Below are 20,089 nucleotides of genomic sequence, written 5' to 3'. Positions count from 1 at the left end.
TTTTGACAGAAGCACAAGAACAAAAATTTCTATTTCAGTGGGCTGGAGTAGCAAGACAAAAATATCCTGAATTAGAGTTACTTTTTCATGTACCCAATGGAGGAAAGCGTGAAAAGAGAGAAGCAGCATCTTTGAGAAAAGAAGGTGTAAAAGCAGGAGTTCCAGATTTGGTACTTCCAGTGGCAAGGGGAGAATATTTCGGTTTATATATAGAACTAAAGGTTGGTAAAAATAAGCCTAAAGAACATCAATTAAAGTGGATAGAAGATTTAAAATTTCAAGGCTATTTTGTTAAGGTTTGTTATGGGTGGATAGAAGCTTCAGAAGTAATAGAAAATTATTTAGAGCAACCCAAAACACAGGTAATTAAATCTATAAGTTAAGAAGGTGTATTAAATGAATATTAGCGATATGACACCTCGTGAACTGGCAGAAAAAACAATTAAAGATATATCAAAAAAGAGAGAATTGAAGAGGCAAGCGGAAAGAGCTGCTCTTGATCACTGCATGGATAATAGGCAAAAGATAAATAAAAAATTAAAAAGATGTTCATATTCAAGTAAAAATTATTAAATTATTATTTCCAATCGCTTGGAGATATGGAGGGAGAAATCTAAAAATGATAGAAAAGGCAATTGAGAAAATTAAAGCTGAAATGGAAGCTAATAAAGACAATGAAGCTGTACAAGTTATAGGAGATTTTTTATTGAAGCAAATAGAGATAAACAAAGATGCAGCTGCAGGTATTCTTCAGGAAGGAAAAACAATACTAAAAAGTTTAGAGGAAATGCAAAAAGAGGCATTGGCTAAAGTTAAGAAAAAAACAGGTACACAGTGTGTGGCTATAGCTCCTGCAGAGGGATTTAAAATAATTATGAAATATTTCAGCTTTGAAGCAGTGCAAGATAAGATTTTAGAAGTTGAAGTCAATGAAATAAAAGAAACTAATGATATTAAGAGTGAAGAGGTAAATAAAAAAGATGTAAGTTTTGATGTAAATCTAGATGATATCTTAGGAGGTCTTTAAAATGAGTGTTCTTTTTAGTAATCTTTCAGATCCTGCAGATGATTTTAAACTAGAGAAATTCGTAAATAAAATATTTAAAGATGAAGAATATTTATTTGTAAATAATCAGGGATATAAAGTTGAAGCTTATTGTTCTGCCTGTGGATATGAATTTGAAGTTAATCATGTAGATCATAATAGAAAAACAATATGTCCTAAATGTAGTGCAAAATTAATTGAGAAAAATGCGAAGTTTGGAAAAAAGAAATTGATGCTGGACACATGTGTATATTGGTTTGAGAAGTCTAAGGACAATCCGGATACGATAATTTGCCAAGGTTTATATGTCACTAAAAATTATATGAATTATAAACATCCCCAAATAGAGTATAAATTAAATGCAGTATATACATTTGATAAAGATGAGGCAAAAATGTACAAGGAATCATACTACTCGGGAGCACGTTCAACAGTTGGTATTTATGATTTCAATGTTGGATGGCTAGCCAATAAGGGATTACATTTTTCGAAAGAAAATTTAAAAGAAACCGTTGAGGGGACAATATATCAATATAATGCACATAATTCATCTAAGGTAAGTATAGTTAGATGGCTAGATTTATACAGAAAATACCCATTGATTGAATCTTTAAGCAAAATTGGACTTGGTGATATTGTAGCTAGTAAGGCATATGATTACAACAAAACATATGGAGCCATTAATTGGAGAGGAGAAACAATTTGGGAAATGTTAAAGATTACTAGAGGTGAACTAAAAGAGATTAAAGAAGCAGAAATAGTTATAACTCCAGCTTTCTTAAAATTATACCAATTATCTAAAAAATATAAGCCTAGGCTATCAGTTAAAGAAGTGGCATTTATTAAAACAAGATATACAGAAAATATATATAGTTTAGATGAACTTATAAATATTGCGAAGAAAATTCCTTTGAGAAAGGCTGCTAATTATATAGAGAAACAGCATAAGAGCTTTGGGAAGCATTTTCATAGTAGAGAGAATATATCAACAACATGGAGAGATTACATGGCTGATTGTAAAACATTAGGGCTTGATCTCAATAATGATAGTATATTGTATCCTAAAGATTTGTATAAGGCCCATCAAGAAACAATAAAGCAAGTTAGATATAAAGTAGATGAAGAATTGAATAAAAAAATAAGTGATAGAGCAAAAACATTGGAAAAGTTTATGTTTGAATATAATGGATTATTAATAAGACCTGCAGTTTCCCAGAAAGAACTTATTGCTGAAGGAGAAAAATTAGTACATTGTGTTGGAGGATATGCTAAAAGGTATGCAAATGCTGAAACTAATATTTTTGTAATAAGAAAAATTGAAGAGAAAGACAAGCCTTATTATACAGTTGAGATAAAAGAGAAAAAAATAATGCAAGTAAGAGGATATAGAAATAAATCTCCTGAGGAAGAGGTAAAGATATTCATAGAAAAGTTTGAAAAAGAAGTATTGAAAAAAAGTAGAAGAAAAGGAGTAGCATAAATGAATGAAATATCGATTAGTAGAACACCGGATTTAATAGCAGCTGAAATTAATCATATAAAAGAGCAAACTAGAATACAGGTTCTAAATAACAGTATTGAGATAGGGAGAAAGCTTGTAGAGGCGAAATCATTGGTAAGTCATGGAGAGTGGGGAAAATGGCTAGAGGAAAAAGTTGATTATTCAAAATCAACAGCCAATAATCTTATGAAAATATTTGAGAAGTATTCAGATGAACAAATGAACCTTTTAGGTAATGCAAAAAGCCAAGCGATTGGAGAATTAGGCTATACGCAAGCACTTACTTTGCTAGGAATACATGATGATAAAGAACGAGAAAAATTCATTGAAGAAAATAAAGTTGAGGATATGAGTACCAGGGAACTTAAAAAGGCTATTGATGAATTAAATAAGGCTAAGAGTGAAAAAGAAGCTTTACGAAAGGAACTGGAGGACTTTAAAGGTAAGTCTAAGGCTGAACAGGATAAGTTAAAAGAAGCTGCTAAAAAGAATGAAAAAGTAGCAAAGGAATTGAAAGAAGAGGCTAATAAACTTCTAGAAAATTTAAATAAAAAAGAAGAGGAAACAGCTGCAGCAAGAAGAGAAGTTGAGGAATACCAGGTAAAAATTAAAGAGCTTGAAGAAAAGCCCATTGATGTTATTACAGCTGGAATTGAAGTTGATGAAGAGAAAATAAAAGAGCTTGAAGAAGCACATAAAAAAGAAATTGAAGCCTTAATAAGCCAAAAAGAAGAGGCAGAAAATAGGGTGAAAGATTTAGAAAAGAATAGTGCTAAACATAATGAAAATATAGTTAAATATAGAGTTCATTTTGATAGTTTGGTAGCTGGGTTTAAATCTCTTTTAGAGGATGTGAGTAATATTAAAGAAGTTGATCCACAAGAGGCTCAAAAATATGCTGATGCATGTAAATCATTAATTAATATGATGACAGAAAGATTATAAGACCTGCAGGACTAGACGGAGCATTAAGGGATTACACAATTTAATGTTAAGGTTACTGCAGAAATAGAAGAGGGCTTTAAGCTCTCTTCAAAATATAGATTAAAAGGTAAAACATATGAGTTATGAAGATAAATATATGGAAGATGCAGAAATATATAATGACATAGAAAAAAGGTACTCCATAATTCAGGAAAATGATATTAAAAGTGCATTTAAATTAATGAAAGATAGCTTACAAGCTTATAACAGATGGAGCTATATAAGAATGGAGTATAGAAAATTACTTAAACGTGGTGAAAAAACAGAAGAAAAGGACAGGCTAGAGGATATGTGCCGGTACTTAAAAGAAGTACATACAAACTCTAGAATGGTTTGGCGATTTGGAAAAGAAGATTTAAAGAATAATGGAGATGCATAGATGTTGTGTAAAAAAGAATTAGCATTTGAGTTTTTTAAAAATAATCCCCATTTTTTATATGATAAAAGTGAAAATGATAACTATAAATTACTAGGTATAAAGCAATCAACTTATAAACGTTATGTATATGAATATAAAAGTATCTATGAAGCAAATGAAGCTGATATAGAGGTTAAAACACAAGAAAATAAAGAGATATATTTTAAGAATAGATTAAGGCAAAAATTTATATTTGATGATACTAGTTTATTTAAATGTTAGAAGGAGAGGAGAGTCCAGATGATTAAATGCAGAAAAGATTGTATTTGCTTGAAATGTAAATTAATTAAAACTGAGCTTTGTGGATATGGTGATTGTCCATGGTGTAAAGGTAAAGATGGAGTTTTTGAGTGCAATTATTTACAGCAGAGAAGTAGTTCTAAATGTGTAAAAACAGAAATTAAGAAAAGTTTAAACAAATATGAAATTCTTACAGATGATCTTAAAGAAGCTAAAGAAAAAGCTATAAAGCTTTCCGAAGGTGTAGATGATGGTGGAACTGCTAATTTAGATTCAACATTCTTAATATTAAAGAACTGGAATGAACAAAAGGTTTTAGAAGCTATAGCTGCAGCTGGTTTGTTTTGTAGTGGTAAAAGAACATGGATAGGATCAGGATATTTTATTTCGATTAATCTTGGCCAAGGCAATATAAGAACAGTAGCAAGAAATGAATTTATAAAAATTTTAGATGAAAAAGGATATAAAACATTAGCCTTTGACAAGATGGATTGATTAAAGGAGTGGAACATGGGCTATAAGCTGAAGTTTAAAATGTATAATAAAAAAACAAATCAAATTGTTGATGATATTAATCGTAGTATTGCTGTGGCAGATGGAACGATTCAATCCTTTGATAGGCAGGGAAATTTAGAAGGTACTGCAGCTAATACACATTTAATACCTATTCAATATACAAATAAAGATGATGTCGAGAAAAGAGAAATATATCAGGGATTTATAATAGACAGAAAATCTGAAGTACCAGGAGAAGAAATAATAGGAGTTGTAGAACCTTTAAAATGTGGTTGGTGGATAGTTAATCATAAAGAACAAAGAGCTGCTCCATTATATTCAGAAACTGCTAGAGATACAATAATAGGAAATATATATCAAAATCAAGAATTAAAGGCTTTAGTAATGTAGAGGAGTGATTAAAATGAATGAAAAATTTGAGTATAAATTTACATTGCCATTTAAGGTTGAAAGTTGTTTGAATTGTCCTTTCAGAAAGGAGCAAATACATTTTGAAAATGTAGAAAGCGTTGATAAGCTTAGTGGAACATGTGTTATTCATAGGAAAGACTCTTATTGTATTTTGAGAGAGAAGCAGATTTTCAATAATGAAAGAGTAGATGGATACAACAGTGAATGTCCATTAAAAAATAATATTACGATTGTTCGTGATAAATAGAGTGGAGGAAAGAGTTATGGGAGAAAAGCACTTACCAATATTAATAGCTAAAAAAGAAGGGGCGAAAATATGTCCGGATGATTATAAAGTTGGTTGGTTAATGAAAGATGATACACAAGGACTTTGGATGATTTGGGGAAGTTGTAAGGATTTAAAAGCAGCTATTAAGTGTGCTAAAGAAACAATTGAGGAAAAAGGAAAAAGGGAAATATATCTTTCAAGCATTGCATTAAATAAGAATTTAACATTAGAGCAGATTTTAAATTTAGAGAATATAACGGTAAGTTTTGGTTTGTAATATGTAGAAAGTGTGTAACAAATAAAAATAATTGGAGGGTTTTTAAATGTATAAAATTATAGAAGTTAATGGAGATAAAGTAAGTTTAGATAATGAGGAATTTAAAGATTATTTAGTTGAAGCTCTAAGAAGCAGAGGGGCAAAAATTGAAGATATTGAAGAAGTTAAGGAAGATATTCACAAGTTAAAAAGTAATGAAAAACATACAGTATACTTTGATGCAAAAGAGGTTTTCACTTTAATCAAAGATGATGCAGAAAAAGAAGATTGGATAGTTGAATTAACTGAAAGTAATAGTGAAATATGGAGTTCCGATATAGATTGTAATAGCAGAGAAGAAGCGATAGAAGAAGGCATGAAAGCCGCTAAAGAAGATGGGTTAGAATCTTTTAGAATTGGTAGACAAGAGTATTGTTCAATGGCTCATATAGATGCAGGCACAGTTATAGAAAATGCTCAAGAGCAACTATATGATGAAGTAGGCGAAGTATCTGAAACATATTTGGAAGATGTTACTGACGAGCAACAGAAGGAGTTAGAAGAAGCATTAAATAATGTATTTCATGATTGGCATAAGAAACATAAACTATTTCCAAACTGCTATAGGATTCTTAATGATGAAGTAATTGAAGTGAGGTAGAGCTATGAAATTTTATGAATTTAATAAAGAATATGAATATTATGCTTTAATTGCAGTGGTTGAAAATGAAGAATATCCAATGGATATTGCTATAAAAGCTTATGCCGAAGAAATTGAAGGTGGTATAGAAGAATATAATGAAAGTTATGAGGATTCAACACCTGAAGAAATGACAGAGCAAGAAGCACTTGAAAGATATAAAAAAGCCAATATAGAAGGGTGCTTAACAGAAGAGGACAAGCTTGCAGAATTTTATAAACAAATTGATTTAGAAAATAAGTTAAGCATTAGTGTTGATGATAATAAATATGTATTGTTACTTATAGATGGAGGATTGATTTAATTCGCAATACTACAAGTGGAAGGTGCTATCAATGAGTATTAGGGAATTAAATAAAGAAGCAGAAAAAATAGGTTTTCTGAGTTCAAGACAAGCCAATCACGTAAAAAGTTTTAAAATTACATCAATATCAAAGGAGAGTTCAAATATGAAAAAATATATATTAAACGAAGATTGTACAATAAGTAATAAAAATAGTGAAACATTAATTCCAAAGGGTACAGAAGTAGTAGATAAAAACAACCATGTAGATGAAAATGGTGGAGTTAAAGCAACAGTTGTTAGTGGAAAGTATAAAGGCATGGAAGTTATATTTAGCATAGGAGAGTTAACAACAGTTTAGTTCGTCATACTATTAATAGGTGAAGCTTAAAATGATTGGAGATAAAGCAATGATAGAGGTAATTAAAATTTTAAATAAAGAAGGTAAGCGTAAAGATGAAACTAATAATGCATGTACTGAAGAATAATCCAAAGGAAAAAATAAATAATGAAACTATATCATTTAGAGAAATAAAAGACAAACTTACAGAAGAATATATTGAATTAACTAAAGCAATAGTTAATTATGGATATGATAAAACATCAGATAATTTGAAAGAAGTTCTAAGAGAAACGTTTGATTTAATTCAAGTGTGCATATTAGTATTGTTTAAGTCGCATAAGATATCTAAAGAATTTGGAGAGGAGAAACTTATAGAGGATATTAATATAGAACATAAGGACAAACTTTCTGATAGAGGCTGGAACTATGAAACTGGTATAGAAATAGATGTTAAAGAATAGTTTGAAGAGGTGAATGATAAATGGAAGTGAATGAAATAATTGAAAAAGCTATAGAAAAATATGATAAAAAGAAAGAAAAAAATCAAAGTGAAATAATAGAGAAAACAGCCAAAGAAACTGCAAAAAATACTGTTATGGAGTTAAAGGGAAACAATTTGATTAAGGGTGAATTAAGTTATTACAAAAAAGTAGAATTATTATTATATAGATATGAAATATTAAAAGATGCTATAAAGCAAAAAGAAGAGGATATTGAATACATAGAGAAACATGGATTACCTCAAGCAAGTAAATCAATTGTAGTATATCAAACAGGAAGAGGCAGCATTAGTGCAGAAGATAGATATTTACAATTGAAAGAAAAGTATCTAATGGAGAAAATGGAAACTGAAAGAGATATGAAGAGGATAGAAAATGCAATAAGCAAAATAGAGAAGGACAAATATTTTTCTATTATTCAATATAGATATTTGAATAAAGAAGAAGATAGAATTGCATCGGATGAAGAGGTTGCAGAAAAACTAAAAAAGGATAGAAGAACTATTGGACGTAATAGAGCAAGGTTAATGAATGATTTAATAACTATTTTATTCCCAGAGAGTTTGAGAGAAATAATATAATGCCCATTTTGTGCCCATTTCGTGCCGTTGAACATATGTATATTATATGATAAGCTTGTATTGTGAAAATTGTTTATAGCTAAAAATGCTTCAAAATTACACCTTTTATTGACACCTATTATTTTATAGGTGTCTTTTTATATTGATGTTACGACTAATAAGTGTGTACAGAATAACCTAATATTAATATAAAGAGGATGTGACAGCATGTTAAAACCACCAATCACACGGATGGGAGGAAAAAGTAAACTAAGAAATACAGTAATAGAAATGATTCCAAAGCATACATGCTATGTGGAGTTATTTTTTGGAGCAGGATGGGTTTACTTTGGAAAAGAACCGAGTAAAGTTGAAGTTAATTATTCTATATCTAGACAAAGCGAAGCTAGAGGCAAGTATGCTGAATTAATAATAACCAACTATTAAGGTAAGGAAGGTGAAGAGGTTGTCAACTTATAAATGTTATACACGATGGAATAAAGGTGAGTTAATATGTTTCTGCAAGATTGACAATCCTGGCTGTGATAGATATAAAACTTGCCATATAGAAAAAGCTAAGATAAATAAGTACGAAGGTATAATGGAATGCTTTAGGAACAGTGAAAAGAGGAAGTAATATGGGTTGTGAAATGTTTTGAAAATGTTGAATAATGTCGAAAAGAAAGCACTAGGTACTTCCCAGGGGGGAGACGTCATGCGGGGCTAGCGAACCCCGGTTTTTATCTCTTTATAAAAATTTTTTTGGGGGTACTTCCTTCCTCTTTTGAGGTTGAATAATAAATTAATTCTTGACCAATATTTGGTACTTGGATTTGATATTTGAAATGAGGAATTTTATGTATGAATGTAAATCAAAAACAACTTGCAAACATACTAGGAATAACAGACAGAAGGGTTAGACAATTAAGAGAAGAAGGGTTCTTTTCTTTTGCTGAAAATGGTAAAAAATATAACCTTGAAAAATGCGTTCAGGAGTATATCGATTATAAGATAAAAACGGAAACGAATAAGGGTACATCTATCGATGTTGAAAAGGAAAGAGCAGAGCATGAACAGATTAAGAAAAATATATCAAGTTTAAAATTAAGAAAGTTAAAAAAGGAACTTCACGAAGCTTCAGATGTAGAACTTTTTCTAAATGAAATGCTAATTAATTTTAGGAATAGATTAATATCAATTCCAGCAAAAGTAGCAGTTCAAGTTCTTGGAGAAAGTGATATAAATAGAATTATTTCATTACTACAAAAGGAAATGACAGAAACATTAGAAGAGTTATCAGAGTATGATCCTGATAAAGTTAATAGAGAAAAAATACAAAGTTACGATGACGATGAAGAAGTTGACGAAGAAGAATTTGATGAAGAGGGGGATGATGAAGAAATATAATTGTCCTTAAGAAGGTGAGAGGGTGAGTAATGAAAAAATACGTTCAAGAAAGAAAACAAGCAATTTATTCAAAAGGGTTTTAAAAAAAGCTTTAGCTAAACCTGAGGAATTAACTGTAAGTCAATGGTCAGAAAAATATAGAGTGCTTGATGAATCATCAAGTTTGCCAGGAAAATGGAGTAACGATGTTACTCCTTATTTAATTGAAATTATGGATAGTTTTAATGATCCATATATAGAACATATAAATTTCTGCAAGCCTACACAAGTAGGAGGTACTGAAGCACTTATAAATGATATTGGATGGATAATAACACAAAATCCAAGTCCAACTATGATTGTTTATCCAACAGATGATTTAGCTAAAGATATTTCAAATGATAAGCTTAAACCAGCATTTAGAAAGAGTCCTTCCCTTAGGGAGCGTTTTTTAGAAAATAATTCAAAAGAATTAGCACTTAAATTTAAAGGAATGAATTTATATCTTAGAGGTGCAAATTCACCTTCAAAGCTGGCATCAAAGGCAATAAAATTTTTACTCTTTGATGAAATTGATAAAATGGGTGGTGCATCTAAAAAAGAAGCATCACCTTATGATCTAGCAGTGGAACGTACAAAAACATTTAAACATTCTAAGAAAATATATACATGTTCAACACCTACTCTGAAAAGTAACTATGTGTGGAGATTACATGAAGCAGCTGAAGATAAAAGACATTATTTTATGCCATGTCCTCATTGCAAAGAAATGATTGAATTTAAATGGAAGCAAGTAATATTTGATAAAGATGAAGAAAAAGAAATGTCAATATCAGAACGTGCTGCTACAGCAGCATATGTGTGCCAAGAATGCGGATGCTTTATTGATAATAAAGATAAACCTAAAATGCTTAGAGAAGGTAAATGGCAGAGTGTAGAGAAAAAATATACTGTAAGGCCTAAAAGCGTTTCATTCTGGATTAATTCTTTATATAGTATCTTTGTTACATGGGAAGACATGGTTAAAAAATTTTTAGAATCAAAAGATGATCCGGAGCAGCTACAAAATTTTATTAATTCATGGCTTGCTGAACCTTGGGAAGATACCAAATTAAAAACTAATGAAGATTTAGTAATGGAGAGACAAACAAAGAATAAAGAATTTGTAGTTCCTCCTTGGGCCAAAATACTTACTGGTGGAGTGGATGTTCAGGAAAATTGTCTTTACTGGACTATAAGAGCATGGGGAGATTTCATAACAAGTCAAAATATAACGCATGGCCAGGCATATTCGTTTGCAGAGGTTGAAAAGATAATGAATTTAGAATATCTAAAAGAAGATGATACTAAGATGGTTGTAAATTTATCATTAATTGACTCTGGTAACAATGCAGATGAAGTATATGATTTTTGTGCAAACAATTCAGAGTGGGCTTTGCCAGTTAAAGGTTCATCTAATCCTATGTTAAGTCATTATAAACTAAGTAAAGTTAATAAAGCAGAATCAAAAGCTTATGGAATGAGTTTAGTATTAGTAGATGGTGGAAAATATAAAGATATGATTGCAGGAAGGATGAGAAAAGAAAATGGTAAAGGTTCATGGATGGTTTATAAAAATTGTGATAGAGAATACGCTAAACAGGTGACAGCAGAACATAAAGTTAATGTTAAAAATGGTAATAAGACAACACAAGTATGGAAATTAAAAACATCACATGCTGATAATCACTATTTAGATTGTGAAGTTTATTGTTTAGCAGCAGCTGATATATTAGGCGTTAGAAGTTTACATCTTAATAATATTGAAGAAAGTAATAATCAGCAACAACAGCCAAAGATGGATGAAGAAAAATATACACCAGAAGAAAATTGGATTAAAAATAATGAAGATTGGATAAGAAGGTAGGTGGATAAAATGTCAATAACTCCAGAAGAAATGTTAAAAGAAGTAGATAACGCTATATTAAAAGTATTAGTTGGAGGTCAATCATATAGAATTGGTTCAAGGCAGCTTACTAGAGCTGATGCAAAGTTGCTTTATGATATGAGAAATGATTTAAATAGACAGGTATCAAGCGGAGGAGGTGATTCATTATTAGATGATACTTATGTGGCTGTATTTGATGGGAGGTGATAAAGTTGAGCTGGTTAGATAACGTAATAGGCTATATATCTCCAGAGTTAGGATATCGAAGAGAAGCATGGAAGCAAAGCTGGGAATCATTAAAGAATTATGATGCTGGAAGTTATGATAGAGGAAATGCTAATTGGAGAGCAATAAACCAATCCGCTGAAATGACAGATAGATTTAATCGAGATAATGTGAGAGCTAGAACAAGAGATTTAGAAAGAAATTCTGACATCATGAATTCTGTTATTAAAGCTTTTAAAAGAAATGTATATGGTGGAGGATATAAGCTTCAAGCAAAAACGGATAATGATAATTTCAACGATAGAATAGAAACATTATGGGAAGTTTGGTGCAAAAAAAATAACTGTGATGTAACAGGAACCCAAAGCTTTAATCAAATTATCAGAATGGCAGTACTGAGAAAAAAAGTAGATGGTGGAATATTGTTTTTAAAAAGATACACAAAAGATGGAATAATTCCATTCAAATTGCAATTGATAGAAGTTGATGAATTGGACATAACTCAAATGGCACCTAAAAATAAAGAAAATAAGGTCATAGGAGGAATTGAATATAATAGCTACAATAAAGCAGTTGGATACTGGATTAAACAATATAGCATTGATGGTTACTCAATAGAAAATCCTATTTATATTGAAGCCAAAGATGTTATTTTTTATTTTTCAAAAACAAGACCATCACAAGTTAGGGAAATGACAGATCTTTCACCAACAGTCACAAGAATAAGAGATGCTAATGAATATATGGTTGCAGTTTCAGTTAAAGAAAGAATTGCAGCATGTCTATCTGTTTTCATAAAAAAAGCTGTTCCAGGAGGAGGAGGCAGTTATGGTAGAAACACTCAACAAGAAACTGGCAGAGAAAATTACAAAGGAAAAACTATAACTCCAGGAATGATAAAAGAACTTAATCCAGGTGATGAAATTCAAGTAGTAAATCCAGCTGGTCAAGGTAATGATGCTACAAGCTACATAAAGCTTCAACAAAGATTAATAGGAGCAGGCCAAGGAATAAGTTATGAGGCAACTTCAAGAGATATGTCTGAAACTAATTATTCTTCAGCAAGACAGGGCTTGATAGAAGATGAACTTACCTATGCAGAGGAAATTGAATTGCTTAAAGAAAATGTACTTGACGAAATATATGAAAGTTTCATTATTTCTGTATATTTAAGTGGTTTGATAGATATGCCAGATTTTTGGGATAAAAAACAAGAATATTTTTGGCATGAGTGGATACAAAAGCCACGTAAATGGATTGATCCACAAAAAGAAGCTAATGCAAATAAAATATCTTTACAAACAGGTCAAAAGACATTTAAACAAATAGCAGCAGAAAACGGTAAGGATTGGAAAGAACAAATTGACGAAATGTGTGAAGTGCTTGAATATGCTAAAAATAAAGGAATAGAGTTGGGAGGTGTGATTTTTGATAAGGAAGAAAGTGAACTGTACTTTGATGCAGAAGAGGGACAAACCTCAAAATCATAACTATACTAGAGAACTATTAAACGTATCTATTAGAGCCATCGATGGAGAAGGAAATGAAAGAAAATTCATTCTCTCTTTTTCTAGTGAAGAGCCATATGAACGCTGGTTTGGAGTTGAAATATTAGATCATAATGAAGGAGCTGTAGACTTAAATAGGCTAAGTGATATTGGCTGTATGTTATTTAATCATAATAGAGATGCAGTTATAGGTAAAATAAATAAAGTATGGTTAGAAAACAATAGAGGTTATGCTGAGGTAGAATTTGATTCTGATGAAGAATCAGAAAAGATATATCAAAAAGTAAAGAACGGCACATTAAAAGGTGTGTCTGTTGGGTATATGGTTGATTCTGTTGAAGAGGTAACAGTTAATAAAACGTCTGCAGATGGAAGATTTCAAGGTCCAGCGACAATAGTTAGAAAATGGACTCCTTTTGAAATTTCAATTGTTTCAATTCCAGCTGATCCTACGGTTGGAGTTGGTAGAGAAATGAGAAATCTTCAAGAAGAAACTAAATCATTAGATTATTTTGAAAAACAACTTCAAATAAATAAAAATATTTTAAATTGAGGAGGCATAATAAATGGGTAAGAAAGAATTAAGACAACAAAAAATACAAAGACAACAACAATTAATTAATGCGGCTAAACAAGGCAATAGAGGTCTAAATACCGAAGAAAATACAGAGTTTGAAACATTGCAAAGGGAAATTGATGAGTTAACACTTCAAATTGGAGCTGAAGAAAGACAGCAATCTCAAAACAATCAAAATCAAGGAACAGGAGAAGAGGGAATCCAAGCTGAAAGACAAAGAGCTTCTGAGATAACTACTTTATGTAGAGAATTTGATATGGATCCACAAGAATATATTAAAAATGGAACATCGGTTGAAGGTGTTAGAGCTGCAATACTAGATAATATGAGAGCAAATGGGTCACCTATAAGCACAAGAGGAAGTGGAGAGGTTAGTGTAATTGCAGATGCTGAAGATAAATTTAGAGCTGCTGCATCAGATGCTTTAGTAATGAGAGGCGGAATTGCTATTGCAAAACCTGCAGATGGAGCAAGAGATCTTATGGGAATGAGTCTTAGAGATTTTGCTATTGAAACATTACAAGGTGAAGGGCTTTCTAATTTAAATAGGAAGAGTAATGAAGAACTTTTTAATATGTTAAGTAGACAATTCTATAATCCAACAGCTGCATTCCCTAGTATACTTGACCAAGCGATAAATAAATCATATGTAGAGGGACATAATAAAGCGCCAGTAACTTTTGATAAATGGGTAAAAAAAGGTACGCTTAAAGATTTTAAAACTGTAGAAAATAGATATTTAGCAGGACCAGCTGGAGAGTTTTTAGAAGTTCCAGAAGGAGCGGAATTGAAACATGACACACCTTCAGATGAAAAGCTACCAACTAGAAAATTAAAGACATATGGACGTCAATTTACAATGAGCAGACAAGCATTTATTAATGATGATATTGATTTCTTATCAAAAATACCAGCTAAATATGCAGCGTCAGCTAGAAAAACTCAAAACAAGCAAGTTTATGAAATTCTTGTTAAAAATCCAGCTATTTATGATGGAAAAGCTTTGTTTAGTCAAGAACATAAAAATTTAATGGCTACAGGTGCAGGCATTACAGCTGAAGCAGTACAAAAAATGTTTATGGCACTTCAATTGCAAACTGACCAATTTGGGGAGGCAATTATAATAAGACCAGCAACAATAATAGTGCCTATTGGATATGCATTTGCAATGTATACAATGCTTCAAAGCCCAACAATTAATACAGCTGGTAACACTCAAGCTGCTAATCCGTTATATATTTATAAAGATTCACTTCAAATAGTAGAAGATCCAACTCTAAATGTTCTATGCGGTGCTGGGGAAATGCCTTGGTTTGTAGTAGGTGATGGAGCTGATACTGATTCACTTCAAGTTGATTATTTAAATGGTCAAGACATACCTACTATTAGAAGAATGGAGACGGCAGGGCAATTAGGATTTGTTTGGGATATATATTTAGACTGGGGTATTAGCGTAATGGATTATAGAGGCATCGTTAAAAACCCAGGAATAAAATTAACATTATAGGAGGTTAAACCATGAAAGCAACATATATACAAAGTGGAGATACAATTGACTATGTAAATACAACAGAAACTGCTATTGAAACAAATACAGTGGTTGTTGTTGGTAAAAAAATTGGGGTGACAAGTGCTCCAATTTTACCTAAGGCACTTGGTGCAATTCATATGGTAGGTGTTTTTAAAATGAAAAAAGTTGAAACAGAAGCAATAGAAGTCGGAACTACCGTATATTTCACTGGAGAAGCAATAACAGCAACGGCAACAGGAAATACATTAGCTGGATATACTGTAAAAGCAGCTAGTGCTGAAGATACTGAAGTTTATGTCAAATTACAAGGCTAGAAGGTGGTTTTATGGCTAAAAAATTAATAGCAACCTACCCAATTCTTCATGAATCTAAGATGTATAAAGAAGGAGAATCGTTGCCAGCTAATAATCATGAAATGATAAAGATTTGGTTAGATTCTAACACAGCAGAATGGAAAGAAGTAAATGAAAGTGATTCTGAAATAGATACATCTCAAGAAAATGAAATAAATCAAAAATTAGAAGATGAAAATCATGAGATAAAAAGCCAATCGCTTGGAGAAATCGAAAATTTAAATACAGAAGAAGATAATAAATTGCAAATTGATAAAGAAATGTTAGAGAAAGAAAATTCTCAAGAAACAAAGTCAAAGAAAAAATAATTAGATTTGGAGAAGAGGTATGGATTTTAAGGAATTACTTAAGGATGATTTGAATGTATTTATTAATCCAGATGAATTTGGTGAACCTCATGTTATTGATGGGAAAGTCGTTAATATTATAGTTGATGAAGAAACTTTAAAAGACAGAAATAAAAAAGAATACGATGGAATTGTCCAAGCTGATGTATTATATTTTGCTAAAGAAGAAGAATTAATGAAAGCACCAAGACCTAAAAGCATTCAATTATTTGATGGAGTTCTTTATGAGATATTTGATGCAAAACTTGATGATGGAGTATATGAAGTAATACTTCAAGCAAATACAAATTAATGTCTATAAATATTAAGATTGATGATAGGGAATTAAAGAAAACCGTTGCTAAATTGGGCGGTTTTCCTAAAGAAATTCCTAAGGCTACATCAGCTGCATTAAATAGAACAATTTCTTTTGTTACTAAAACAGTAAAAAAAGAGGTTACTAAGGAATATTCGATTAAATCTGGTGAAGTTGGTGCAACATTTAAGATAAGAAAAGCAAGTAGTAGCAGTTTATCTGCTTCAATTAATTCCAAAGGGAGAGTATTAACATTAAGTCACTTCCCGGCAAATTTAAAAGCTGCATGGACTAAAGGATCATCAGTTAAAGTTAAGGTTAAGAAATCAGGATATAAGCAAATTAATAGTTCACCAAGTGCTTTTGTTGCTTCAGTTGGAGGTAGTTTGCAAATAGTAAGGAGAAAAACATCAAAACGCTATCCAGTAGAAGTTTTGAAGACATTATCAATACCGCAAATGGTAAGTAATATAAAAATAAATGAAACTGTTAAAAAAGAAGCAGCTGAGCAGTTACAAAAGAGAGTTGAACATGAAGTAGAGTATAGATTAAATAAATTATCAAAATAGGAGGAATATATGACAGATATTGAAGTCCTAAATGGATTAACTGATTTTCTAAAAAATAATGTAGCCAATAAAATAGAATTAGAAAAGCCACCTGAAAAAGGAATTATAAATCAAAAAGGTAGTTATAAATTGGTTAATCCATCAGTATATAAAGGATGGGTACCACTAGAGAATTTAACTGAGTTTGAATACTCTGTTCCATCTATTGTTACAATGATTGATGAAGGAATTGATGATAATGATGATTCAAATATTAAGATACGACTCAAAATTATTACTTATGATCCTGGGCAAACACAAGAAGATGGAATTGTTGATTTAAATGGTAGAGGATATATGGATTTATTAAATGTAATAACTAAAATAAGATTAGAGTTATCACAAAATCCAATAATATTAGAAAAAATAAGCGTTAATAAACCAATTGAATGGAGCATGGACACACAACAAAGCTACCCATATTGGACAGCCAATGTTAGCTTTAGTGTATCTATTGCTCCATTAGTATTTAATATAGAGCAATATTCAAATTATTTATAAGGTGGTGTTAAAAACATGGGATATAAACATGGTATATACGGAACGTTGGTTGCAAGTGGAGAATCCATTACAACCACTAAAACCGTTGTAGTATATGTTGGAACTGCTCCAATCCATAGAGTAAAAACAAGAGTAATAAATACTCCGTTATTGATAAGAAATTTAGAAGAGGCACAAACCAAATTAGGATACAGACCAAACGATGATTTTGACCTTTTCACATTATCAGGAGTTGTATTTGCTCATTTTGAAAATAAAATACAGCAAATAGGACCTATTGTAGTAATAGTATTAGATACAACGAATGGAAGTCAAGAAACTAAAGAGATACCTATTATAAATGGAATAGGTTATATAGAAGATCATGCATTAATAGATAGTATTGAAATTACTGCTGCGGTATTAGGGGAAGATTACAATATTAAATATAACGATTCAGGAAAATTACAAATCACTTCTTTAAAATTAAATTCAACAGCCGAGGTGGTTTATAAAAAAGTAGATCCATCAGCAATTACACCTGAAAACGTAATTGGAAGTTACGATGAAGCAAAGGAAAAAAGAACTGGTATAAAAGCTATAGCGGATGTATATGAAGAGTTAAATTTAGTACCAGCAATTATTGCTGCGCCAGGATTTTCACAAATGAAAATGGTAGAACAAGCTTTAGTATCGTCAACTAAGAAAATAACAGATAGATGGGAGGCTGTTTGCTATACAGATATAGACTCTAAGGCAGCAACTTCAAGAGAGGCAGCAATTAAGTGGAAAATTGAAAATGCATACAATTCAAACTCCGAAAAAGTTTGTTGGCCAAAAGTAAAAGTTGGAGATAAAGAATTGTGGATGTCTATAGTAGCAATAGTAAGAAAACTTCAAACAGATGCAAAAAACAAGGATGTTCCATATGAAAGTGCTTCAAATAAAGCCATAGATATAAATGGATTAAGTGTTAATAAAGAAAAAATTAAGTTTAGCCAAGAAAAAGCCAATGGATTAAATGAAAAAGGCATAACTACAGCAATATATTCAGCTGGTAAGTACGTTCTATGGGGACCACATATGGCGAACTATGATTATATAGAAACAACAGCTCCAGAGGAAATATTTGATGTAAATATAATGATGAATAAGTACCTTTTAAATGATTTTCACCTTAGAAATATAGATTTAATTGATTCTCATATGAATAGACATGATATTGATGCATTGCTTAATTCAGAACAAATGATATTAAATGCATATAAAAGTGCCGGAGAACTATTATACGGAGAAATTAAGTTCGATAAAGATGAAAATTCGCGTTCTGATTTAATACAAGGTGATTTTACATTTAATACACTTGTTACAAATACACCACCTGCTAAATCTATTACACAAAAGGTTCAATATACTTCAAAAGGAATTGATTCATTGTATGGAGAGGAGGAAAATTAATGGCTGATGTAATAAGCAATAAAACAATAGATTATACTGCCTATGTAAGAGAAAATGGTAATGCAACTAAAATACCTGATACAACAACAGTAACGTTGCCATCTATAGAAAAATTAACAGACAAAATCAAAGGATCTGGAATAATAGGTGAAATTGATGTTCCAACTTATGGTCAAATAGGCTCTATGGAAACAGAAATTGAAACGAGAACAGCTAATGAAAAAATGGGATTACTACTAACAGCAAGTGAAATTGAATATAGATGGGTTACTGATAGTTTAGATCCATCAACAGGAAGAATTTCTCCAATTGCACATAAAGCTTTTTTAAAAGTAATAAATAAAAAAGGTGAAGAGGGGAAATTAGAACCAGGGGCTGCACAAGATGGAAAGTATTCATATGAAGTTTTAGCATATAGAAGAATAATAAATGGCAAAGAAATTCTTAATATTGATAAGCTTAATGGAGTTTATATTGTTAATGGTAAAGATATGTTTAGTGACATAAATCAATATTTATAAAAATTATTAGTAAACAGCTAGAAAAACGTTCTGGCTGTTTAATTTATTTAGGAGGAAAATACAATGGAAAATAAGGAAAATGTACTGATTTTAAAGAAACCAATAATGATTGATGGAGAAGAAACAAAAGAAATTAATTATAATATTACCAATTTAACAGGAAATCACCTTGAGGAGATAATTAAAGATTTAGTTAAAGAAGGGTATATAATTACTGTTAATTATGAGCTTGACCCCGTAATAGAAGCTAAAATATTTGCAGAGGCAAGTAATAGAGCATATATGGATATACAAAGATTTTATGCACTTGACTATAGTAAGGCAACTTCATTAGTTAGAGCATATTTGTTTAATGATAATCAAAGAGAAGAAAAAGAGAATGTTATTAAATTAGGCAAGGCGATAAATATAGAGGGAGTAGAAATTACAGAAGTTCAATATGACTTTGACAAATTAAGTGGAAACGCTATAGAAAAAGTATTTAAAGAGGCAATGCAGGATAAGTATTTTGTTACTTCAAGTTATGAGCTAGATCCAATTATAGCTGCTAGAATGTTTGCGGAAGCAGCAAATATTAAATATGAGCATGTAAAAGAATTTGAATTATATGATTATGTTAAGGCGGCTGCATGTGCAAGGAATTTTTTTATGTTAGGCTTGGGTGGAGACCAAGAAGAAAACAATTAAAAGAGATAGTCGCACAAATAACTTTAGAGACCTCAAACTCTAGAAAAGACTGTTATGAAATGACATTAATTGATTTGTTCGAGTATTATGAAGCTTTAGCTGATGAAGCCGATAAAAGAAATTCTGAATATAAGAAAATGATGAATAAAGAGAAGAGGTGA

General features: G+C 30.9%; 32 protein-coding genes and 1 pseudogene. All 33 read left to right on the top strand.

The features are described from left to right. Positions 1 to 2: 2 nt before the first annotated feature. The 33 genes and pseudogenes from GXK56_RS14045 to GXK56_RS13885 all read left to right on the top strand — a co-directional run bounded on the left by GXK56_RS14045 (position 3) and on the right by GXK56_RS13885 (position 20,089). Positions 3 to 383 (top strand): VRR-NUC domain-containing protein, encoded by a 381-nt coding sequence (locus GXK56_RS14045; RefSeq protein ID WP_160688371.1) that lies wholly within the window; start codon positions 3 to 5, stop codon positions 381 to 383. 13 nt (positions 384 to 396) lie between these two features. After that, positions 397 to 573, top strand: a complete 177-nt coding sequence (locus tag GXK56_RS14040) for a hypothetical protein (RefSeq protein ID WP_160688369.1) — start codon at positions 397 to 399, stop codon at positions 571 to 573. Positions 574 to 619: 46 nt separating this feature from the next. Beyond that, positions 620 to 1,027 carry a hypothetical protein gene (locus GXK56_RS14035; RefSeq protein WP_160688367.1) on the top strand — a complete coding sequence of 136 codons (408 nt, stop codon included), beginning with the start codon at positions 620 to 622 and terminating at the stop codon, positions 1,025 to 1,027. 1 nt (position 1,028) lies between these two features. Next, the gene (locus GXK56_RS14030; RefSeq protein ID WP_160688365.1) at positions 1,029 to 2,525 is read left to right on the top strand and encodes a PcfJ domain-containing protein; all 1,497 of its coding nucleotides are present in this window, start codon (positions 1,029 to 1,031) and stop codon (positions 2,523 to 2,525) included. Then, a complete protein-coding gene (locus GXK56_RS14025; protein ID WP_160688363.1) occupies positions 2,526 to 3,491 on the top strand; it encodes a DUF3102 domain-containing protein in 966 nt (321 codons plus the stop codon). It abuts the gene before it with no gap. Positions 3,492 to 3,606: 115 nt separating this feature from the next. Next, entirely contained in the window at positions 3,607 to 3,909 is a 303-nt protein-coding gene (locus tag GXK56_RS14020; protein ID WP_160688361.1) for a hypothetical protein, read from the top strand. Beyond that, entirely contained in the window at positions 3,910 to 4,170 is a 261-nt protein-coding gene (locus tag GXK56_RS14015) for a hypothetical protein (protein ID WP_160688359.1), read from the top strand. A gap of 18 nt (positions 4,171 to 4,188) precedes the next feature. Further along, positions 4,189 to 4,683 (top strand): hypothetical protein, encoded by a 495-nt coding sequence (locus GXK56_RS14010; protein WP_243156128.1) that lies wholly within the window; start codon positions 4,189 to 4,191, stop codon positions 4,681 to 4,683. A gap of 39 nt (positions 4,684 to 4,722) precedes the next feature. After that, a complete protein-coding gene (locus GXK56_RS14005) occupies positions 4,723 to 5,094 on the top strand; it encodes a YopX family protein (protein WP_243156127.1) in 372 nt (123 codons plus the stop codon). A gap of 13 nt (positions 5,095 to 5,107) precedes the next feature. Beyond that, complete coding sequence (locus tag GXK56_RS14000; protein WP_160688355.1) at positions 5,108 to 5,362, top strand: hypothetical protein; 255 nt, start codon at positions 5,108 to 5,110, stop codon at positions 5,360 to 5,362. Positions 5,363 to 5,378: 16 nt separating this feature from the next. Continuing rightward, on the top strand, positions 5,379 to 5,660 hold the full coding sequence (locus GXK56_RS13995; RefSeq protein ID WP_160688353.1) for a hypothetical protein: 282 nt from the start codon (positions 5,379 to 5,381) through the stop codon (positions 5,658 to 5,660). 46 nt (positions 5,661 to 5,706) lie between these two features. Beyond that, positions 5,707 to 6,300: a hypothetical protein gene (locus GXK56_RS13990; RefSeq protein WP_243156126.1), complete on the top strand. Its 594-nt coding sequence runs from the start codon at positions 5,707 to 5,709 to the stop codon at positions 6,298 to 6,300. Positions 6,301 to 6,304: 4 nt separating this feature from the next. Continuing rightward, positions 6,305 to 6,643: a hypothetical protein gene (locus tag GXK56_RS13985; protein ID WP_160688351.1), complete on the top strand. Its 339-nt coding sequence runs from the start codon at positions 6,305 to 6,307 to the stop codon at positions 6,641 to 6,643. A 31-nt stretch (positions 6,644 to 6,674) separates the two neighbouring features. Next, positions 6,675 to 6,983 (top strand): hypothetical protein, encoded by a 309-nt coding sequence (locus GXK56_RS13980; protein ID WP_160688349.1) that lies wholly within the window; start codon positions 6,675 to 6,677, stop codon positions 6,981 to 6,983. 95 nt (positions 6,984 to 7,078) lie between these two features. After that, positions 7,079 to 7,426, top strand: a complete 348-nt coding sequence (locus GXK56_RS13975; RefSeq protein ID WP_160688347.1) for a hypothetical protein — start codon at positions 7,079 to 7,081, stop codon at positions 7,424 to 7,426. Positions 7,427 to 7,446: 20 nt separating this feature from the next. Continuing rightward, positions 7,447 to 8,046, top strand: coding sequence for a hypothetical protein (locus tag GXK56_RS13970; protein ID WP_160688345.1), 600 nt, complete (start codon positions 7,447 to 7,449; stop codon positions 8,044 to 8,046). A 207-nt stretch (positions 8,047 to 8,253) separates the two neighbouring features. Continuing rightward, positions 8,254 to 8,403: pseudogene (locus tag GXK56_RS13965) on the top strand (DNA adenine methylase); the annotation flags it as partial. Between the two features lie 88 nt (positions 8,404 to 8,491). Further along, entirely contained in the window at positions 8,492 to 8,662 is a 171-nt protein-coding gene (locus GXK56_RS27810) for a hypothetical protein (protein WP_202127888.1), read from the top strand. Positions 8,663 to 8,886: 224 nt separating this feature from the next. Then, positions 8,887 to 9,432 carry a DNA-packaging protein gene (locus GXK56_RS13960; protein WP_160688343.1) on the top strand — a complete coding sequence of 182 codons (546 nt, stop codon included), beginning with the start codon at positions 8,887 to 8,889 and terminating at the stop codon, positions 9,430 to 9,432. 22 nt (positions 9,433 to 9,454) lie between these two features. Next, on the top strand, positions 9,455 to 11,317 hold the full coding sequence (locus GXK56_RS13955) for a terminase gpA endonuclease subunit (protein ID WP_160688341.1): 1,863 nt from the start codon (positions 9,455 to 9,457) through the stop codon (positions 11,315 to 11,317). A 9-nt stretch (positions 11,318 to 11,326) separates the two neighbouring features. Further along, entirely contained in the window at positions 11,327 to 11,545 is a 219-nt protein-coding gene (locus GXK56_RS13950) for a peptidylprolyl isomerase (protein ID WP_160688339.1), read from the top strand. Between the two features lie 5 nt (positions 11,546 to 11,550). Then, the gene (locus GXK56_RS13945) at positions 11,551 to 13,053 is read left to right on the top strand and encodes a phage portal protein (protein WP_160688337.1); all 1,503 of its coding nucleotides are present in this window, start codon (positions 11,551 to 11,553) and stop codon (positions 13,051 to 13,053) included. Further along, a complete protein-coding gene (locus GXK56_RS13940) occupies positions 12,992 to 13,624 on the top strand; it encodes an HK97 family phage prohead protease (protein WP_347707956.1) in 633 nt (210 codons plus the stop codon). The genes GXK56_RS13945 and GXK56_RS13940 overlap by 62 nt, the downstream gene beginning before the upstream one ends. Before the next feature lie 13 nt (positions 13,625 to 13,637). Continuing rightward, positions 13,638 to 15,155: a hypothetical protein gene (locus GXK56_RS13935; RefSeq protein WP_160688335.1), complete on the top strand. Its 1,518-nt coding sequence runs from the start codon at positions 13,638 to 13,640 to the stop codon at positions 15,153 to 15,155. A gap of 11 nt (positions 15,156 to 15,166) precedes the next feature. Further along, the gene (locus GXK56_RS13930; RefSeq protein ID WP_160688333.1) at positions 15,167 to 15,493 is read left to right on the top strand and encodes a DUF2190 family protein; all 327 of its coding nucleotides are present in this window, start codon (positions 15,167 to 15,169) and stop codon (positions 15,491 to 15,493) included. 11 nt (positions 15,494 to 15,504) lie between these two features. Continuing rightward, positions 15,505 to 15,840, top strand: coding sequence for a hypothetical protein (locus GXK56_RS13925; protein ID WP_160688331.1), 336 nt, complete (start codon positions 15,505 to 15,507; stop codon positions 15,838 to 15,840). Positions 15,841 to 15,859: 19 nt separating this feature from the next. Further along, complete coding sequence (locus tag GXK56_RS13920) at positions 15,860 to 16,171, top strand: hypothetical protein (protein ID WP_160688329.1); 312 nt, start codon at positions 15,860 to 15,862, stop codon at positions 16,169 to 16,171. Beyond that, complete coding sequence (locus tag GXK56_RS13915; RefSeq protein WP_160688327.1) at positions 16,171 to 16,743, top strand: phage tail protein; 573 nt, start codon at positions 16,171 to 16,173, stop codon at positions 16,741 to 16,743. The genes GXK56_RS13920 and GXK56_RS13915 overlap by 1 nt, the downstream gene beginning before the upstream one ends. A 9-nt stretch (positions 16,744 to 16,752) precedes the next feature. After that, the gene (locus GXK56_RS13910; RefSeq protein WP_160688325.1) at positions 16,753 to 17,283 is read left to right on the top strand and encodes a hypothetical protein; all 531 of its coding nucleotides are present in this window, start codon (positions 16,753 to 16,755) and stop codon (positions 17,281 to 17,283) included. A 15-nt stretch (positions 17,284 to 17,298) separates the two neighbouring features. Next, positions 17,299 to 18,720 (top strand): hypothetical protein, encoded by a 1,422-nt coding sequence (locus GXK56_RS13905; protein WP_160688323.1) that lies wholly within the window; start codon positions 17,299 to 17,301, stop codon positions 18,718 to 18,720. Further along, positions 18,720 to 19,241, top strand: coding sequence for a phage major tail tube protein (locus tag GXK56_RS13900; RefSeq protein ID WP_160688321.1), 522 nt, complete (start codon positions 18,720 to 18,722; stop codon positions 19,239 to 19,241). The genes GXK56_RS13905 and GXK56_RS13900 overlap by 1 nt, the downstream gene beginning before the upstream one ends. 63 nt (positions 19,242 to 19,304) lie before the next feature. Next, entirely contained in the window at positions 19,305 to 19,928 is a 624-nt protein-coding gene (locus tag GXK56_RS28200; protein WP_243156125.1) for a hypothetical protein, read from the top strand. After that, entirely contained in the window at positions 19,871 to 20,089 is a 219-nt protein-coding gene (locus tag GXK56_RS13885; RefSeq protein WP_160688319.1) for a hypothetical protein, read from the top strand. Before GXK56_RS28200 ends, GXK56_RS13885 begins: the two co-directional genes overlap by 58 nt.

Origin of the sequence: Clostridium sp. C2-6-12, from assembly GCF_009928485.1 — a bacterium.
Lineage (GTDB): Bacteria > Bacillota > Clostridia > Clostridiales > Clostridiaceae > Clostridium.
Note: the sequence above shows the minus strand (reverse complement) of the source record. Positions and strands in the feature narration are given on the sequence as shown.

What these genes read in the sequence shown, in the direction of transcription:
- GXK56_RS14025 (WP_160688363.1), top strand. Translation starts at nt 2,526, where the DNA reads ATGAATGAAATATCGATTAGTAGAACACCGGATTTAATAGCAGCTGAA.
- GXK56_RS14030 (WP_160688365.1), top strand. Translation starts at nt 1,029, where the DNA reads ATGAGTGTTCTTTTTAGTAATCTTTCAGATCCTGCAGATGATTTTAAA.
- GXK56_RS13900 (WP_160688321.1), top strand. Translation starts at nt 18,720, where the DNA reads ATGGCTGATGTAATAAGCAATAAAACAATAGATTATACTGCCTATGTA.
- GXK56_RS13910 (WP_160688325.1), top strand. Translation starts at nt 16,753, where the DNA reads ATGACAGATATTGAAGTCCTAAATGGATTAACTGATTTTCTAAAAAAT.
- GXK56_RS13975 (WP_160688347.1), top strand. Translation starts at nt 7,079, where the DNA reads ATGAAACTAATAATGCATGTACTGAAGAATAATCCAAAGGAAAAAATA.
- GXK56_RS13995 (WP_160688353.1), top strand. Translation starts at nt 5,379, where the DNA reads ATGGGAGAAAAGCACTTACCAATATTAATAGCTAAAAAAGAAGGGGCG.
- GXK56_RS13885 (WP_160688319.1), top strand. Translation starts at nt 19,871, where the DNA reads ATGTGCAAGGAATTTTTTTATGTTAGGCTTGGGTGGAGACCAAGAAGA.
- GXK56_RS14005 (WP_243156127.1), top strand. Translation starts at nt 4,723, where the DNA reads ATGTATAATAAAAAAACAAATCAAATTGTTGATGATATTAATCGTAGT.
- GXK56_RS14040 (WP_160688369.1), top strand. Translation starts at nt 397, where the DNA reads ATGAATATTAGCGATATGACACCTCGTGAACTGGCAGAAAAAACAATT.
- GXK56_RS13925 (WP_160688331.1), top strand. Translation starts at nt 15,505, where the DNA reads ATGGCTAAAAAATTAATAGCAACCTACCCAATTCTTCATGAATCTAAG.
- GXK56_RS28200 (WP_243156125.1), top strand. Translation starts at nt 19,305, where the DNA reads ATGGAAAATAAGGAAAATGTACTGATTTTAAAGAAACCAATAATGATT.
- GXK56_RS14015 (WP_160688359.1), top strand. Translation starts at nt 3,910, where the DNA reads ATGTTGTGTAAAAAAGAATTAGCATTTGAGTTTTTTAAAAATAATCCC.
- GXK56_RS13950 (WP_160688339.1), top strand. Translation starts at nt 11,327, where the DNA reads ATGTCAATAACTCCAGAAGAAATGTTAAAAGAAGTAGATAACGCTATA.
- GXK56_RS13985 (WP_160688351.1), top strand. Translation starts at nt 6,305, where the DNA reads ATGAAATTTTATGAATTTAATAAAGAATATGAATATTATGCTTTAATT.
- GXK56_RS13930 (WP_160688333.1), top strand. Translation starts at nt 15,167, where the DNA reads ATGAAAGCAACATATATACAAAGTGGAGATACAATTGACTATGTAAAT.
- GXK56_RS14020 (WP_160688361.1), top strand. Translation starts at nt 3,607, where the DNA reads ATGAGTTATGAAGATAAATATATGGAAGATGCAGAAATATATAATGAC.
- GXK56_RS14035 (WP_160688367.1), top strand. Translation starts at nt 620, where the DNA reads ATGATAGAAAAGGCAATTGAGAAAATTAAAGCTGAAATGGAAGCTAAT.
- GXK56_RS14010 (WP_243156128.1), top strand. Translation starts at nt 4,189, where the DNA reads ATGATTAAATGCAGAAAAGATTGTATTTGCTTGAAATGTAAATTAATT.
- GXK56_RS14000 (WP_160688355.1), top strand. Translation starts at nt 5,108, where the DNA reads ATGAATGAAAAATTTGAGTATAAATTTACATTGCCATTTAAGGTTGAA.
- GXK56_RS13920 (WP_160688329.1), top strand. Translation starts at nt 15,860, where the DNA reads ATGGATTTTAAGGAATTACTTAAGGATGATTTGAATGTATTTATTAAT.
- GXK56_RS13990 (WP_243156126.1), top strand. Translation starts at nt 5,707, where the DNA reads ATGTATAAAATTATAGAAGTTAATGGAGATAAAGTAAGTTTAGATAAT.
- GXK56_RS13915 (WP_160688327.1), top strand. Translation starts at nt 16,171, where the DNA reads ATGTCTATAAATATTAAGATTGATGATAGGGAATTAAAGAAAACCGTT.
- GXK56_RS13980 (WP_160688349.1), top strand. Translation starts at nt 6,675, where the DNA reads ATGAGTATTAGGGAATTAAATAAAGAAGCAGAAAAAATAGGTTTTCTG.
- GXK56_RS13905 (WP_160688323.1), top strand. Translation starts at nt 17,299, where the DNA reads ATGGGATATAAACATGGTATATACGGAACGTTGGTTGCAAGTGGAGAA.
- GXK56_RS13970 (WP_160688345.1), top strand. Translation starts at nt 7,447, where the DNA reads ATGGAAGTGAATGAAATAATTGAAAAAGCTATAGAAAAATATGATAAA.
- GXK56_RS13935 (WP_160688335.1), top strand. Translation starts at nt 13,638, where the DNA reads ATGGGTAAGAAAGAATTAAGACAACAAAAAATACAAAGACAACAACAA.
- GXK56_RS13960 (WP_160688343.1), top strand. Translation starts at nt 8,887, where the DNA reads ATGAATGTAAATCAAAAACAACTTGCAAACATACTAGGAATAACAGAC.